The organism is Pseudoalteromonas sp. S1608 (assembly GCF_005887265.1).
GTDB lineage: Bacteria > Pseudomonadota > Gammaproteobacteria > Enterobacterales > Alteromonadaceae > Pseudoalteromonas > Pseudoalteromonas undina.
Window position 1 is genome coordinate 1 of the sequence record NZ_PNDK01000002.1, and the last position, 13915, is coordinate 13915.

Annotated in this window: 15 protein-coding genes and 1 pseudogene; 12 read left to right on the forward strand and 4 right to left on the reverse strand. The window is 41.6% G+C overall.

The features are described from left to right. Nucleotides 1-370 precede the first annotated feature (370 nt). Nucleotides 371-1252: an SDR family oxidoreductase gene (locus CWB75_RS00315; protein ID WP_138569570.1), complete on the reverse strand. Its 882-nt coding sequence runs from the start codon at nucleotides 1250-1252 to the stop codon at nucleotides 371-373. A 121-nt stretch (nucleotides 1253-1373) separates the two neighbouring features. Between CWB75_RS00315 and CWB75_RS00320 the strand changes: the two genes are divergently transcribed. Further along, on the forward strand, nucleotides 1374-2267 hold the full coding sequence (locus CWB75_RS00320; protein WP_138569571.1) for a LysR family transcriptional regulator: 894 nt from the start codon (nucleotides 1374-1376) through the stop codon (nucleotides 2265-2267). 246 nt (nucleotides 2268-2513) lie between these two features. Here the strand turns inward: CWB75_RS00320 and CWB75_RS19180 are convergent. Beyond that, nucleotides 2514-2648, reverse strand: a pseudogene (locus CWB75_RS19180) (IS3 family transposase); the annotation flags it as partial. A gap of 52 nt (nucleotides 2649-2700) precedes the next feature. Between CWB75_RS19180 and CWB75_RS00325 the strand changes: the two are divergent. The 6 genes from CWB75_RS00325 (at nucleotide 2701) to CWB75_RS00350 (ending at nucleotide 5753) form a co-directional block, all read left to right on the forward strand. After that, the gene (locus CWB75_RS00325) at nucleotides 2701-3117 is read left to right on the forward strand and encodes a hypothetical protein (protein ID WP_138569572.1); all 417 of its coding nucleotides are present in this window, start codon (nucleotides 2701-2703) and stop codon (nucleotides 3115-3117) included. A gap of 214 nt (nucleotides 3118-3331) precedes the next feature. Beyond that, nucleotides 3332-3676 (forward strand): DUF6508 domain-containing protein, encoded by a 345-nt coding sequence (locus tag CWB75_RS00330; RefSeq protein ID WP_109874716.1) that lies wholly within the window; start codon nucleotides 3332-3334, stop codon nucleotides 3674-3676. A 70-nt stretch (nucleotides 3677-3746) separates the two neighbouring features. After that, nucleotides 3747-4139 carry a hypothetical protein gene (locus CWB75_RS00335; RefSeq protein WP_138569573.1) on the forward strand — a complete coding sequence of 131 codons (393 nt, stop codon included), beginning with the start codon at nucleotides 3747-3749 and terminating at the stop codon, nucleotides 4137-4139. 161 nt (nucleotides 4140-4300) lie between these two features. Further along, entirely contained in the window at nucleotides 4301-4951 is a 651-nt protein-coding gene (locus CWB75_RS00340) for a YidC/Oxa1 family membrane protein insertase (protein WP_138569574.1), read from the forward strand. 27 nt (nucleotides 4952-4978) lie between these two features. Continuing rightward, the gene (locus CWB75_RS00345; RefSeq protein WP_138569575.1) at nucleotides 4979-5404 is read left to right on the forward strand and encodes a GNAT family N-acetyltransferase; all 426 of its coding nucleotides are present in this window, start codon (nucleotides 4979-4981) and stop codon (nucleotides 5402-5404) included. Between the two features lie 109 nt (nucleotides 5405-5513). Next, nucleotides 5514-5753 (forward strand): DUF3955 domain-containing protein, encoded by a 240-nt coding sequence (locus CWB75_RS00350; RefSeq protein WP_138569576.1) that lies wholly within the window; start codon nucleotides 5514-5516, stop codon nucleotides 5751-5753. Nucleotides 5754-5762: 9 nt separating this feature from the next. Here the strand turns inward: CWB75_RS00350 and CWB75_RS00355 are convergent, their stop codons facing one another. Together CWB75_RS00355 and CWB75_RS00360 are read right to left on the reverse strand one after the other, a co-directional pair. Continuing rightward, a complete protein-coding gene (locus tag CWB75_RS00355) occupies nucleotides 5763-6395 on the reverse strand; it encodes a trimeric intracellular cation channel family protein (protein WP_075169453.1) in 633 nt (210 codons plus the stop codon). A gap of 290 nt (nucleotides 6396-6685) precedes the next feature. After that, nucleotides 6686-7702: a LacI family DNA-binding transcriptional regulator gene (locus CWB75_RS00360; protein ID WP_076920235.1), complete on the reverse strand. Its 1017-nt coding sequence runs from the start codon at nucleotides 7700-7702 to the stop codon at nucleotides 6686-6688. A gap of 290 nt (nucleotides 7703-7992) precedes the next feature. Here CWB75_RS00360 and glk point away from each other — a divergent pair, with 290 nt between their 5' ends. The 5 genes from glk to gap all read left to right on the forward strand — a co-directional run bounded on the left by glk (nucleotide 7993) and on the right by gap (nucleotide 13890). Then, nucleotides 7993-8991: a glucokinase gene (glk, locus tag CWB75_RS00365; RefSeq protein ID WP_138569577.1), complete on the forward strand. Its 999-nt coding sequence runs from the start codon at nucleotides 7993-7995 to the stop codon at nucleotides 8989-8991. Between the two features lie 29 nt (nucleotides 8992-9020). After that, nucleotides 9021-10034, forward strand: a complete 1014-nt coding sequence (locus CWB75_RS00370) for a LacI family DNA-binding transcriptional regulator (protein ID WP_010389842.1) — start codon at nucleotides 9021-9023, stop codon at nucleotides 10032-10034. Between the two features lie 338 nt (nucleotides 10035-10372). Beyond that, nucleotides 10373-12223, forward strand: a complete 1851-nt coding sequence (gene edd / locus CWB75_RS00375) for a phosphogluconate dehydratase (RefSeq protein WP_138569578.1) — start codon at nucleotides 10373-10375, stop codon at nucleotides 12221-12223. 33 nt (nucleotides 12224-12256) lie between these two features. After that, entirely contained in the window at nucleotides 12257-12889 is a 633-nt protein-coding gene (gene eda, locus CWB75_RS00380; protein ID WP_138569579.1) for a bifunctional 4-hydroxy-2-oxoglutarate aldolase/2-dehydro-3-deoxy-phosphogluconate aldolase, read from the forward strand. Further along, the gene (gene gap / locus CWB75_RS00385; protein ID WP_138569580.1) at nucleotides 12886-13890 is read left to right on the forward strand and encodes a type I glyceraldehyde-3-phosphate dehydrogenase; all 1005 of its coding nucleotides are present in this window, start codon (nucleotides 12886-12888) and stop codon (nucleotides 13888-13890) included. Before eda ends, gap begins: the two co-directional genes overlap by 4 nt. Nucleotides 13891-13915: the final 25 nt, after the last annotated feature.

Sequence of the window (13915 nt, forward strand, 5' to 3'; positions counted from 1 at the left end):
AAGTGTTAAGAAACATACAAGTCAATCAAGCAGGAAAATTTACAGTTGGCTGTTTTTCGCTTCGCTCAATATTTTAGCCAACTATAAATTTCCGCTTATTGAAGCGTTATAGCACTTGGATTAGACGGCCCCTGATATAGATGCACAGCTTGAGCTCTGCCGGGTTCGGTGAAAAATTAGCTGTGGCAGGTCCCCCCATGAAAGCCCACCGTTGTACCCCAGTGCGGCCTCATATCGTTTTTTGTGTGTTGTTTTGACGGGTGTTGTAGCACTGCAAGAAAGTGTTACTACTCTTTCTTGCAGCGTAAAAGATGTTCGTGCAAACAGACAGACTTACTTGATATTCAAGCTTGGTCGTTAACTGCCACACTCAAGCCTTTGCGGTCGTCTGAGAGAAAAGCGTCTCGGCAAATCTGCGATAACTATGCAGTGGTCGGCCAAGGATTCGTGTCAGACGATCGACGTCGTCAGACTGGGGGATCATGCCGTCGCTGACATAGCGTTCGGCCATCAGGCGCATTTCATAAGCGGTCCACTTCGGCATGAAGGTCGCCATATTCTGCTCGAATGCGCTGGGATCGTCGCCGCCATAACTAACTGGGCGGCCGAGAATTTCCGACCAGATCGCGGCCACGTCCGAACCCGTAAGCGTGTCTGGACCGACAATATTAATGGTGTCAGCAGGCAGTTTCTCCGAGGCCCGATCGCGACGGATCAATTCGATCGCGGCAACTTCGGCGATGTCACGGATGTCTACCATAGCAATACCCTTGCTACCAATTGGCATCGGGTAGACTCCATGGTTGAAGATCACATCCTTAATCATTTGCTCGTTGTCGATAAAGTAAGCCGGCCGCAGGATGGTCGCACTGAACCCCATCTGTTCAAGCATTCGCTCGGCTCCATACTTCACGGCAAAATGGGGGACATTTACTGCTTTATCAGCGTCAAATACCGACAAGTACACCACTCGTTTAACTCCCGCCTCACGAGCTATGTTCAACGTGATGAGGGCCTGAGTAAATTCGTCGCCGGTAACAGCATTGAGCAGGAACAGGCTAGTGACGCCGTTAAATGCGTTTCGCAGCGAATCTATGTCGAGTAAATCGCCTTTAACAACTTCCACTCCGTCCGGGAATGTAGTCTTGGATGGATCACGGGTCAGCACGCGCAAATGGGCGCCGCGATTGACGAGTTGTTCTGTGACATGGTGGCCGACACGGCCAGTGGCCCCAGTTACGAGAATAGTCATAAGTGTTACTCCTGATAAATTAAAAATTAAGGTATTGTTTACTACGACTTTCACTCTAATCGTTTCAATAATGATTCGATAGATGCTATATTTAGACAGTCTGTCTTACTAGTGGAACACTATGGATCTACTTGCGCTCGCTGATTTCAATCTGGTTGCCCTGCATGGCGGGGTTGGACGAGCTGCACGGGCGACTGGGCGCCCAAAGGCAACCTTGTCCCGTCGGATTGCCGAGATGGAGAGCAGCCTTCAACTAAGGCTTTTCGAGCGCGGATCAGGCACACTCAAGCTGACTCAGGAGGGAATGGCACTTTACGAGCGAACCAGAAGTTTGCTTACTGAATTGGATGAAACTGTCAATTCAATTGCTTCTGGAGCAACCCGCCCCTCAGGCCTCTTGCGCATCAGTGCTCCACTCTTGTTCTGCCAGTTAGCTATGGGGAAGCTTGCCGCCAACTTCGCAGCGAAATACCCAGATGTACAACTTGAAGTCACTACAGAAGATCGGCCTGTCGACATGGTTGACGAAGGTTATGATCTGGTAATTCGAGTGAATCCCGATACCGATGAAAATCTTTATGGGCGAGTATTCCTGCGCGATCGATTGGTGGTTGTTGCTAATCCTGACATAATACGCCTCTCCGCTAATCAACCGGTTCCGGCTGTTGTGCGGGGAGCTGGCCAGCAGGTGTCCACATGGGATTTAATCACTGCTGGTGGGAAAGAGTGCCTGACAGTGAATCCAATACTTCATCTTTCGTCGATGATTATGGTGCGCGATGCTGTGCGTGCCGGTGCTGGAGCCGGTCGGCTTCCGGTGTCATTGGTCAGTCAGGATCTGGATGCTGGACGACTCGTATGCTGGAGTGAAGCCGAAGGCTCGGAAATTGCCTTGTGGGCGCTCTATCCATCACGCCGGCTGCTCAATGCTCGTGTTTCGGCTTTTATGGATTTTCTAAAAGAAGAGTTTCCCTCTGGTGAGCCCGAGGAACTCGCTGCGTTTGTCGGTGCGTAGCCCTAGCCTCATGGAATTTACATCCTGTATCAACGGGAATATTTGGGCAGCCTTGCGGGATAGTCAGAAAAAAATTCGGCGGCATCGTTCTTCGTGCCGTCTTCGAGCAAGGATTGAGCATGAATTTCATGGGCTACGCTATCGCTCCGCAAAGTTCGTTGTTTCTGGTGCGTATCGACTGCTATAACAAGCAAAAGCAGGCGGACGCATAAATGCGCCGCTGTTTTGAGCGTTAAAGTGTAGTGGTCAACTAATTTTGGGCACAGTTTCAGAGTCTTTGTATCTAACCTCAGATTCGTTTGGTGTTAAACGGGCATTATAATGATGTGGTCTAACGTTGTTGTAATATCCGTTGATATAATCACTCATACTATGTTTAGCCATCTAATATTGTACGCCGTTATTGCGGCTTTTTTATAGCAAGGAGGTTGCTTTGAGATATTTAAGCATGTTGCTATTCGCACCTTTAATAATATTTCCGGCATTAGGCGTTGTATTTTTATTCGCTAGTATTTTCTCTATACAGTTAGAAGTCACCCAAAGTGAACTCTGGGAAGCTTATAAGATGATCAGTTTTTTTGGGGGGGTGATTGCATATATGGGTAATACGGTAATTGGTATTCCTATCATTTTCATTCTTGATAAACTTAACCGTTTAACTTATTTAAATATAATGAGATGTTTACTTTTTCTGGCCTTAGTCTTTGTTATAAAGGACGGTCGCTTATTTTCTTTTAATATTTTTTCACTCGATAGTGCAAAGTACTTATTGTGGAAGTACCTTGGCGTACTTTACTTTTCTATATGTGTTGCAACTATTGACTATCTTATGGTTAAAAATAAGCAATAGTAAGGCATGTTTCTGTCGTACTTATTAAATTTTTAGATAAGTGTGGTTGTTGTGAATTGAATATTAGGTTTACTGTGTACATTGTTGGTTCAATAAAAATAAAGCTCACACCCATCTTAATTTTTTTGTGATGGATGTCATGTTAGAGTTTCTGGGTTTGAATTAAGCTAACACCGTATGTGAGTTATTATGTCTAGTGTTTCATGGAGGATGTATGTTTTCAAAAAGTGATGTGGAAAAACTTGAAAAAGACTATAGGCGGGCTAAGGAGGCGTTACCGGATATAGAATACTTAGGTGGTTATCCTAAATATCCTGAAGTTATTTATAAATTTATGAATGCTCTATGTGCTCCTCCATGGTTTAAAATTGATTATGACCCACGTGAAGTAAAAAAGATCATGTCCAATATAGATATTGCTTCCCATGATAATTTACGTAATGTACTAACAAATGCGAATCGTATTGAACGTTTTGGTGATGGACAATGGGCTGTACTTTTAGAAGAAGATTTTTTTCCTTTAGTTATATCCCGTGCATACGTACTTACGAAAACCTAAAAAATAATTAACACAACTAAACAAGACACCCATCTTTAATTTTGTTTTTTAATTTAGGTAGTAAGTCGATATGCAAGATTTAGTATACAAATATGGACAAAGAGTTATTTCTTTTCTGATCGTTTTTACATTGCTCGTTAATTGGGAAATGTTTTCAATCATAGGGGCGGCTGGATTGACGCTTGCAAATAACTTGCTAATAATTATATGGATTATTCTTTTATTTACCTCTGCCATAGGGTTATACCTAAAGACAAACTGGGGATTCTTTTTCTTTTACCCTGGGGTATTACTGACAACAATTGGTTTCTCTATCCCTCTTATTCCTTTTGTTATTAGTGTTTTTGCATTTGAGTTGAGGCCTTGGATAATGATCGGTATAAACTCGATGCTTTTAATGTTTGCTTTATGGACACATTGGTTAAAGCATGTAATTAATAAACCACCAAAACAAGTACACTAGATTTAATAAAATATTTTTAGTTGCGCTGCAATATCCATATGACTAAATATCAGAATCTAAACTACAGTTAAATAGCAACCCATTTTTAGTTTAAAATAAATCATTGACATAATATGTCGTGATGGTTACTTTTAATACATAATATTAAAAGGAAAACTAAAATGGAAATTTGGAATTTATTTACTGATTTTATTGTGCAATCAATCACCTTTTTTACTCAAGATGTGGGCGTAAGCCAAGCGGCTGCAATTATTTTGTTTACCGTTATTGGACGATTAGTTTTAATGCCGATTAACCTTGTCGCTATGGCTAATATGGTTAGAAATAAAAAAGCAATTGCCGCACTAAAACCTGAGCTAGATAGCATAAAGAGCAACTATAAAGACCACCCCAGTGAAATCGCAAAATTAACTATGGCGTTATATAAAAAGCAAAATATTAAGTTTATCGATAAAAAAAGTGTGATTAATATGGCAAGCCAAGGTGTATTTGGCCTTGGAACTTTTCAGGCTCTGCAACAAATTGTATTTAATAGTAAGTTTGCTTGGATTGCCAGTATTGCAAAGCCTGATATTGCGCTTTCGTTATTAGTGGGGGCTATTATATATTTATCTATAATGATGATGCCAGGTAGCGCAGAACAAACCAGCACCTTATTGTTCCTAATTCCCGCAATTATTTGTGTGGTTACTCTCGTTAATTTTCCTTCTGCAATTGCTTTGTACTGGGCTACATCCAGTAGTACTAGCTTGTTGCAGTCATTATTAGTAAATAAATATTTTAAAAACCAGCAAACACAACAAGTCTTGTAAAGGTCGCTAAACAAAGGAATGACAATAATGAATATGTGTTATCAACCCACAGCTGATTTAATGGCATCGGCACTGTTAACCTACACCAATATGCGTGGATATTATGAGCATTATGGTGTTGATTGGCAGCAACTTAAAATATGTGAGCAAATTTCAGACCTTGAAAATTGGGATGTTTTGTTAAATGGCGATGTAGTGGGTGCAATGCGCTTGGCTTTTGATGATGAGGGGTGCTATATACGTGACTTACAAGTAGATGCTGCGTTTCAAAATATGGGTATTGGTGCTGCAGTAATTGATGAGGGTGCTCGTTTAGCTGTGCTCCAAGGTGCTATGCAACTTAGGCTTCGGGTTTTTAAAATAAGCCCTGCGCACAAGCTTTACACACGTTCAGGTTTCAACATAGATAAAGAAGACGACAGGTTTTATTATATGTCTAAAAGCTTAGTTTAATGAGCGTGACTTTTATTTTAAAAATTAATGTTGCTCAGTCACTGTAGATTAATATTCGCTCATTCAAACTGCTATCCCGACAATTTAATAAAATAGTTATGGATAGATTATGCGCTTTTTTACAAACAAAACAGCCACATTAAGTGTTTGCTTTTTATTGCTTGGCACGGGTTTTATGCTGATAGAAAACAGTGTGTATCAGTATATTGATCATAATGGTGTTCTACATGAAAGCGTGTTTATGCCTTTGAGCATACTGTGTTTTGCTTTGGGAGTTCTTTTTGTGGTTAGTTCGTTAGCCCGAAAAGTATTCGGGCTATTTAAAAGTGCTAGGGCTGGTGGGCATTAACCACTGCTGTTATTGCTCATTATTTAAATTAGCGGGTTCTAATAAATTAAATGTTGGTAAGCGCCATTTAAAGCGTACCGACGCCATTCGAATTAAATAGCCAACAACTAAACTTGCAACCACGCTGATATTGTCATCAATGTTGTAGTGGTGTAGCGCTAAGTATAAACACGCGACTATAAGTGCTACGCTTGCGTAAAGTTCATGATGAAGTACTAATGGTGCTTGACGACAAATTAAATCTCGTAATAATCCACCAAATACACCTGTTACTATAGCTGCGACCACACAAATTCCATAGTGCAAACCCATATTAAGTCCAACTTGGCAGCCAATAATACTAAACGCAGCAAGCCCTAGTGCATCTAGGCGCATAAATATGCCTTTAAATTTAACCACCCATTTTGCTAACCAAGTGGTAACAATACCGGCTAGACAAGTGATCAGTAAATATTCTGGGTGTTTTACCCAAGTCAGCGGGTAGTTACCTAATAAAATATCTCGCACGCTACCACCACCAATAGCTGTGGCACTGGCTACTAACATAACACCAAACCAATCCATGTTTCTGCGCCCAGCGCTAAGAGCACCGGTCATGGCTTCTGCTGTAATACCTATAATATAAACGATGGTTAATAGCATGAGATGATCGCTTGAAGTTTTAACAATAAAATAAAAACAGGATTGTAGTGATAAAAGCATGCATTGACGAGTGAAAAATTACATTAAAAACAGCTGCTTTCAGATTAAAAAAACTAATGTGATAGCGAGGTGTGAATAGCCTGTTAATGTTACGAAAGCACCAGCTTTAGTATTGAAAGCAAAAAGGACAAATGACCGTAAAAATGCAATAAAGCCTGAATTAATTTAAGGTAAAAGAGCGCTGTTGCCTTTAATTTTGTTGCTTCTTAAAAGTGGTTTTACTGAATGAATTAGCTTGAGCCACGTGCAATTAAACGCGGTGGTAGTAGGGTGCTTTGCACTTGCTCACCCCTAATGAGCTTTAATAGGTTTTCAACCAACATTTGCCCAGCAATAGTGGTATTTTGCTCTATGGTTGTCAGCGGCGGATTAATGTAACTGGCAATAGATATATTATCAAAGCCTATCACGGCTACATCTTTTGGTACGTTAATATTGGCTTCTTTTAATGCTCGTATTGCGCCTATTGCTATAAGGTCGCTAGCAGCAAAAAGTGCATTAAAGGTGATGTTATTAGCAATTAAAGAACGCGTGGCATGATAGCCAGACTCTTCGGTAGAGATAGCATTGGCAATTTTACGCTCATTGAGTGAAATGCCGTTTTGTTGTAACGCGTCTTTAAAGCCATTAAAGCGGGCAAAGAATTCGGGGCTATGATCAGAGGCATCGCCTATAAACGCGCAGTCTTTGCGGCTATGAGCTAATAAATGCTCGGCGGCGAGTTTACCACCGCCATAATTATCGCAACTTATGGTTAAATCAGGGCGGTTATCAACGCTAGCCCCCCAGCAAACAAATTTGGTGTTTTGTTCAAGTAAGGTGTTAAATTTAGGCTGAAAATCTATATAGTCGCCATAACCTAATAAAATGATGCCATCTGCACGGTGACTGTCTTCGTAATCTGCCTGCCAATCAGCACTGGCCGATTGAAATGACACGAGTAAATCGTAACCCTCTTTAGCGCAGGCACGAGTAATACTGCCCAGCATGGCTAAAAAAAACGGATTGATTTGCGATTCATCTGAGGTCGGATCTTCAAACAACAATAAAGCTAGGGTGCTACTTTGTTGAGTACGCAGGTTACTGGCGTTTTTATCAACTTTGTAATTAAGCTTTTTGGCAATGTCATGAACCCGCCTTCGGGTTTCATCATTTACCAAGGGACTATTTCGTAAAGCACGAGAAACTGTAGATTGAGACACCCCAGCATAGTGGGCTATATCAAATGAGGTGGCTTTACCTTTCATCACGATTACTTATTTAAGAGGACAATAAGGGGCTATTCTCGTTTATTAGTGATTTTTTTCAAGCTTATTTGTCAATAAAGGCATTTTTTTATTGATTTTTTCATGACACCGGTGTCACAATAAGGACGTTTTATCATTTTGTTGTCAAAACGTATTAGCTACCTTTATTATTAAAGGTAGCCTTTTTTACAGTGATAGCTGCTTTGAGGTGATAGCTCAAAGTAAATAAGTATCAATGATACCCCATTAAAATAATAAGTACTCATTACTTAAACAAAAGAGATAACACTATGGGTTTACACTCTAGCACACACTTTGATCCAATTCTGGTTGCCGATATTGGCGGCACAAATGCTCGCTTTGCGTTGATCACGGGGTTTGATGAATCAAGTAATCAATTTACCATTGAGCATAATCATACGTTTCCAAGTGCTAATTATGGATCGCTCGAAAGTGCTACCGAGTATTACTTATCAACAGTGTCTCATATAAATCCTAAACGTGCGTGCCTAGCAGTGGCAGGCCCAATTAACGCAGGCCAAGTTCACTTAACTAACTTAGGTTGGCACTTTAGCGTTAATGATTTCAAACACCATTTTGACTTAGAACAATTAAGCGTAATAAACGACTTTGCTGCATTCGCTTACGCCGCTCCGTATTTAGACCCTTCTCAAAACGTAACCGTTAAACCTGGCCAAGCAGACGACACAGCAAATATTGGTGTAATGGGCCCAGGTACAGGCTTTGGTGCAGCGTGTTTAGTAAGAACTGCACATTCGTGTGCGGTAATGAGTTCAGAAGGTGGTCATATTTCTCTAGCGTCGGTAAATGAACTTGACGCTCAGCTTATTCAAGCACTTAAGAAAGACCACCCACATGTATCGGTAGAAACGGTGTTTTCTGGACCAGGCATTGCTCATCTATATAAAGCAATGGCTGCAGTTAAAGGGGTCGCCGCAAAGAATTTAGACGCTGCACAAATTAGTAGCTTAGCCAACAGCGGTGAATGTGAAGTATGTGAGGCAACGCTTAATCAGTTTTGTGATTGGATTGGCAGTGTAGCAGGCGATTTAGCGCTTGCTTATGGTGCTCTTGGTGGCCTTTACATTGGCGGTGGCATATTACCAAGAATGCAGGCTCGTTTACTAGAAAGCCGCTTCATTGAGCGCTTTTCACAAAAGGGTATTATGTCGCAATATACAGGTCAAATTCCGGTCACATTAGTAACACAAGACAACATTCCTTTAATTGGTGCTGCCGCGTGTTTGCATACGAGTCAACAGGTTTAATTACGTTGCATACATTTGGAAATAAATAGATGAAAAAAGTCACTATAAATAGCGTTGCTAGTTATGCCGGTGTATCTAAAAAAACAGTATCGCGCGTACTGAATAACGAACCAAATGTGAGCGCGGCCACCCGCGAGAAAGTATTAGCGGTATTTAAAGAGCTTGATTACACACCTAATCCCATTGCTCGAGGGCTTGCACAAAACCGTAGTTTTATTATTGGTTGTTTATACGATAACCCAAGTAAAAGTTATATTACTCGAGTGCAAACAGGCGCATTAGCTGCTTGCCAAGAAAACAACTATAACTTGCTGATTCACCCTTGTGAGCTCAGAGGTGATGCACTCATTAACAACATAGAGCAGCTATTGCAGTCATCACGCCTTGATGGTTTAGTGCTTACGCCGCCATTTTGTGACTTTTCAGAGTTGGTTGATTTTTTAAAGTCGAAAAAGATTCCTTATGCTCGAGTGGCTTCTGCTATTTTAGAAGATGACTCTATTTCTGTTACCAGTAATGACGAGCAGGGCGCATTTGAAATTACTGAACATTTAATAAACCTAGGGCATACCTCTATCGCGTTTATTAAAGGTCACCCAGATCACAGTGCTACACAGCAGCGTTTTAAAGGCTACAGGCGCGCCTTAGCAAGCCATGGTATTGAATTTAACGAACGCTTAGTTGAAGAGGGTAACTTTAGTTACCATTCAGGGGTAGACAGTGCCCGTAGTATTTTAGATTTATCGCCACGTCCTACGGCTGTATTTGCATCGAATGATTACATGGCAGCCGCCGTACTTAAATTAGCCACACAGCGTAACTTGCGTGTACCAGATGACATTTCTATTGCTGGCTTTGATAACGCCCCCATAGCGCGTCATATTTGGCCCGGGCTAACGACTATAGCGCAACCCGTAGAAGAAATGACTAAACAAGCTGTTACCCAGTTAATTACCCATATTATTGAGCCGCAAGAGTCGCCGTATAAGGTGATTTTAGAAGCAAAATTAATCACGCGAGAGTCAACCGCAGCCGTAAAATAAAACCGCTTTTTCACAGTAGCCCGAGTATGAGTGACGCTTACTCGGGCTTTTTTTATCTGCATTTTTAATCTTCATTATTTGCCGCTGGTATTTCACTAAAAATTCACGTTTATTTATTGTACATGTTAAAAAAAAGGACTATTTTTATTACTCAGGGTTGACACCGGTGTCATTGTCATGCGTTAATACCCTGACACCGGTGTCAGGGTTGTTGTGAGAGGCTCCCTGGTAGCGTACCTTTGAACGGGTAAGTCAAAGATGCTCAGTACAGTTATTTTCGTGGAGTCTATAATTGTTACTGAGCCTTTATCCTCTAACGAATAGAGATGAGTAAAATTATGTTGCACCCTCGAATTCAAGAAGTCACAGAACGCGTTATTGAGCGCAGTAAACAAACCCGTCAAGCCTATTTAGATCGTATTTCGCACGCAAAAAAACAAACAAGAGTTCGTGCTGGTTTAGGCTGTGGCAATATTGCCCATGTTATGGCTGCGTGCAGCAGCGATGACAAAGCGCGTTTAAAAGCAGATGAGGTGCCAAACCTTGCAATTATTAATTCTTATAACGACATGTTATCTGCGCATGTGCCTTACAAAGAATACCCAGATTTAATTAAAAGCATTGCCACTAAATTTGACGCGACCGCGCAAGTTGCTGGCGGTGTACCTGCAATGTGTGATGGCGTTACCCAAGGTCGTGACGGCATGGAACTATCGCTTTTCTCTCGTGACGTTATTGCTATGTCTACTGCGGTTTCGTTATCGCATGACGTGTTTGATGGTGTGTTTTGTTTAGGTGTGTGTGACAAAATTGTTCCTGGCTTATTAATTGGTGCTTTATCATTTGGCCACTTACCTGTGTATTTTTTACCAGCAGGACCAATGCAGTCAGGTATTCCAAACAAAGACAAAGCACGCGTGCGTCAGAAGTTTGCCCAAGGTTTAGTATCTCGCGATGAGTTATTAGAGGCGGAAAGTGCTTCTTATCACAGTGCTGGTACGTGTACGTTTTATGGCACTGCAAATTCAAACCAAATGTTAATGGAAATTATGGGCTTACACTTACCAGGTAGCTCGTTTATCAATCCATACACAGAATTGCGTGATGGCTTAACGGGTAATGCCGTTGAGACCATGCTTAAGCAGCTTACAGAAAACAAAGATGGCCCGTGTTTAGCGGATGTGATCAGCGAAAAAACCATTATTAATGGCTTGGTTGGTTTGCTATCAACTGGTGGCTCAACCAACCATGCAATCCATATTGTGGCAATTGCAAAAGCGGCTGGTATTCAGGTTACGTGGAAAGACATGTCTGATTTATCCGCTGTTGTACCGTTACTGACACGTATTTACCCTAACGGCTCAGCTGATGTAAACCATTTCCAAGCAGCTGGCGGTATGGGCTTCTTAATGCGTGAATTAGCAGGTGCTGGTTACCTACATACAGATGTAACCACTATTTTAGGCGAAGGCCTTGCACCTTACATGTGTGAGCCAATGCTTGATAAAGACGACAACCTAATTATGAGCGATGCCAATGGCCCAAGTAAAGTTAAATGGGTTGCGTGTCCAGAAAACTCACATGATGAAGAAGTACTTCGCCCTGTAAATAATCCATTTAGTAAGCAAGGTGGTTTACAGCTATTAACGGGTAACTTAGGTAAAGCCGTTATTAAAGTCTCTGCTGTTGCAGAGTCGCATCAAGTTGTGTCGGCGCCAGCTAAAGTATTTAGCTCTCAAGGTGAGTTACAAGACGCATATAGCCGTGGTGAACTTAACCAAGATTTTATTGCTGTTCTTAAAGAGCAAGGCCCTAAAGCTAAAGGCATGCCAGAGCTTCATAAGCTCACGCCGGTAATGGCAACATTACAAGATCAGGGCTACAAAGTGGCTATTGTTACTGACGGACGTATGTCGGGTGCATCAGGCAAAGTTCCTGCGGCAATCCACTTAGCACCTGAAGCAGTTGAAGGCGGCATTATAGCTAAAATCCATGAAGGCGATATTGTTACTTTAGATGCGCCAAATGGTATTTTAAAAGTGCATGTAAGCGACGAAGAGCTTGCACAGCGTGAGCTACAAATTAGCCAAGCAAGCCAAACATTTGGTACAGGCCGTGAATTATTTACTGGATTTAGAAATATCGTAAGCAGTGCCGATTTAGGTGCAAGTGCTTTTGGACTTGAATAATAATTAGCCATATTGGGTAATGAGGAACAAGTAATGAGTATTGAAAAAATCTTAGCATCGGCACCCGTTGTGCCAGTGGTGGTAATCGAAAAATTAGAAGATGCTGCACCACTTGCAAGAGCGTTGTATAACGGTGGCTTAAAAGCACTTGAAATTACACTGCGTACACCAATTGCTGCACAAGCTGTAAAGTTAATGAAAGCTGAAGTACCAGAGGCATATGTGGGCACTGGCACTGTGGTCGATAAAGCAAGCTTTAACGCATCAGTAGAAGCGGGCGCTGACTTTATGGTGAGCCCTGGTGTAAGTGATGAACTGTTAGCATTGGCAAAAGAGTCAACTATCCCTTTTTTACCAGGTGCAGCTACCCCAAGCGAAGTGATGAACTTGGCAGCACATGGCTTTAAATTTTTAAAGTTTTTTCCTGCTGAAGCCGCAGGCGGAACTGCGATGATAAAGTCGATTGGTGGCCCATTACCTGATATTACTTTTTGTCCAACTGGTGGCATTAGTTTAGCGACTGCCCCTAATTACTTAGCACTTAACAATGTTATTTGCGTAGGTGGTACGTGGATGTTAGATAAACAACTTATTGAAAATAAAGACTGGCAAGCCATTGAAACGCTTGCTCGCCAAGCATGTGAAGTTAATAGGAGTCAAAAATGATTAATGTAGCAATTAATGGCTACGGCCGTATCGGTCGTAATGTATTGCGTGCACTGTACGAATCAGAGCAAAATAATGAAATTAAAATTGTGGCTATTAACGATTTAGCCCCAGCCAATGTAAATGCTCATCTGACTCAGTTTGACTCAGTACACGGTCGTTTTTCACAGCAAGTAACGCTAAAAGACAACACCATGCTAATTGGCGATGATGTGATCACGCTAACGCAAGAACGTGATCCTGCTAATTTACCGTGGAAAGCACTAAACGTTGATATTGTGCTTGAATGTACGGGTTTATTTACTTCTCGCGAAGCAGCTAACAAGCACATTGAAGCAGGCGCGAAAAAAGTAGTGGTATCGGCTCCTGGTACAGATATGGATGCTACCGTAGTGCACGGTGTAAATAGCGATGTAATTAATGCCGATAGCAACATTATTTCTAATGCTTCATGTACAACCAATTGTTTAGCGCCTGTTGCTAAAGCAATTAACGATACAGTAGGAATTGAACAAGGTAGCATGACCACCATTCATGCTTACACCAACGATCAAAACTTATCTGACGTATACCACCCAGATTTATACCGCGCGCGTAGTGCGACTCAATCTATGATCCCAACTAAAACGGGTGCTGCAAAAGCGGTTGGATTAGTTCTGCCTGAACTTGCCGGTAAACTAGATGGCATGGCGGTACGTGTACCAACAATTAATGTGTCGTTAGTTGATTTAACATTTATTGCTAAGCGCGATACAAGCATTGAAGAAATTAACCAAGTGGTTAAAGACGCTGCGTTTGGCTCTATGAAAGGTATTTTAGAGTACAACGAGCTACCGCTTGTTTCTATCGACTTTAACCATAACCCAGCATCATCTATTTTTGATGCAACGCAAACGCGTGCTGATGGTAAATTAGTTAAAGTAATGGCGTGGTACGACAACGAATGGGGTTTCTCAAACCGCATGTTAGATCAAGTTAAAGCGCTGGGTGCTTATTTATAATTTTTCCGTGTAGTTAAATTTTACT

Excerpts from the sequence above, each read along its gene's own strand:
- CWB75_RS00370 (WP_010389842.1), top strand. The coding sequence starts at position 9,021 with ATGAAAAAAGTCACTATAAATAGCGTTGCTAGTTATGCCGGTGTATCT.
- eda (WP_138569579.1), top strand. The coding sequence starts at position 12,257 with ATGAGTATTGAAAAAATCTTAGCATCGGCACCCGTTGTGCCAGTGGTG.
- gap (WP_138569580.1), top strand. The coding sequence starts at position 12,886 with ATGATTAATGTAGCAATTAATGGCTACGGCCGTATCGGTCGTAATGTA.
- CWB75_RS00320 (WP_138569571.1), top strand. The coding sequence starts at position 1,374 with ATGGATCTACTTGCGCTCGCTGATTTCAATCTGGTTGCCCTGCATGGC.
- CWB75_RS00330 (WP_109874716.1), top strand. The coding sequence starts at position 3,332 with ATGTTTTCAAAAAGTGATGTGGAAAAACTTGAAAAAGACTATAGGCGG.
- glk (WP_138569577.1), top strand. The coding sequence starts at position 7,993 with ATGGGTTTACACTCTAGCACACACTTTGATCCAATTCTGGTTGCCGAT.
- CWB75_RS00340 (WP_138569574.1), top strand. The coding sequence starts at position 4,301 with ATGGAAATTTGGAATTTATTTACTGATTTTATTGTGCAATCAATCACC.
- CWB75_RS00345 (WP_138569575.1), top strand. The coding sequence starts at position 4,979 with ATGAATATGTGTTATCAACCCACAGCTGATTTAATGGCATCGGCACTG.
- CWB75_RS00315 (WP_138569570.1), bottom strand. The coding sequence starts at position 1,252 with ATGACTATTCTCGTAACTGGGGCCACTGGCCGTGTCGGCCACCATGTC.
- edd (WP_138569578.1), top strand. The coding sequence starts at position 10,373 with ATGTTGCACCCTCGAATTCAAGAAGTCACAGAACGCGTTATTGAGCGC.
- CWB75_RS00360 (WP_076920235.1), bottom strand. The coding sequence starts at position 7,702 with ATGAAAGGTAAAGCCACCTCATTTGATATAGCCCACTATGCTGGGGTG.
- CWB75_RS00350 (WP_138569576.1), top strand. The coding sequence starts at position 5,514 with ATGCGCTTTTTTACAAACAAAACAGCCACATTAAGTGTTTGCTTTTTA.
- CWB75_RS00335 (WP_138569573.1), top strand. The coding sequence starts at position 3,747 with ATGCAAGATTTAGTATACAAATATGGACAAAGAGTTATTTCTTTTCTG.
- CWB75_RS00355 (WP_075169453.1), bottom strand. The coding sequence starts at position 6,395 with ATGCTATTAACCATCGTTTATATTATAGGTATTACAGCAGAAGCCATG.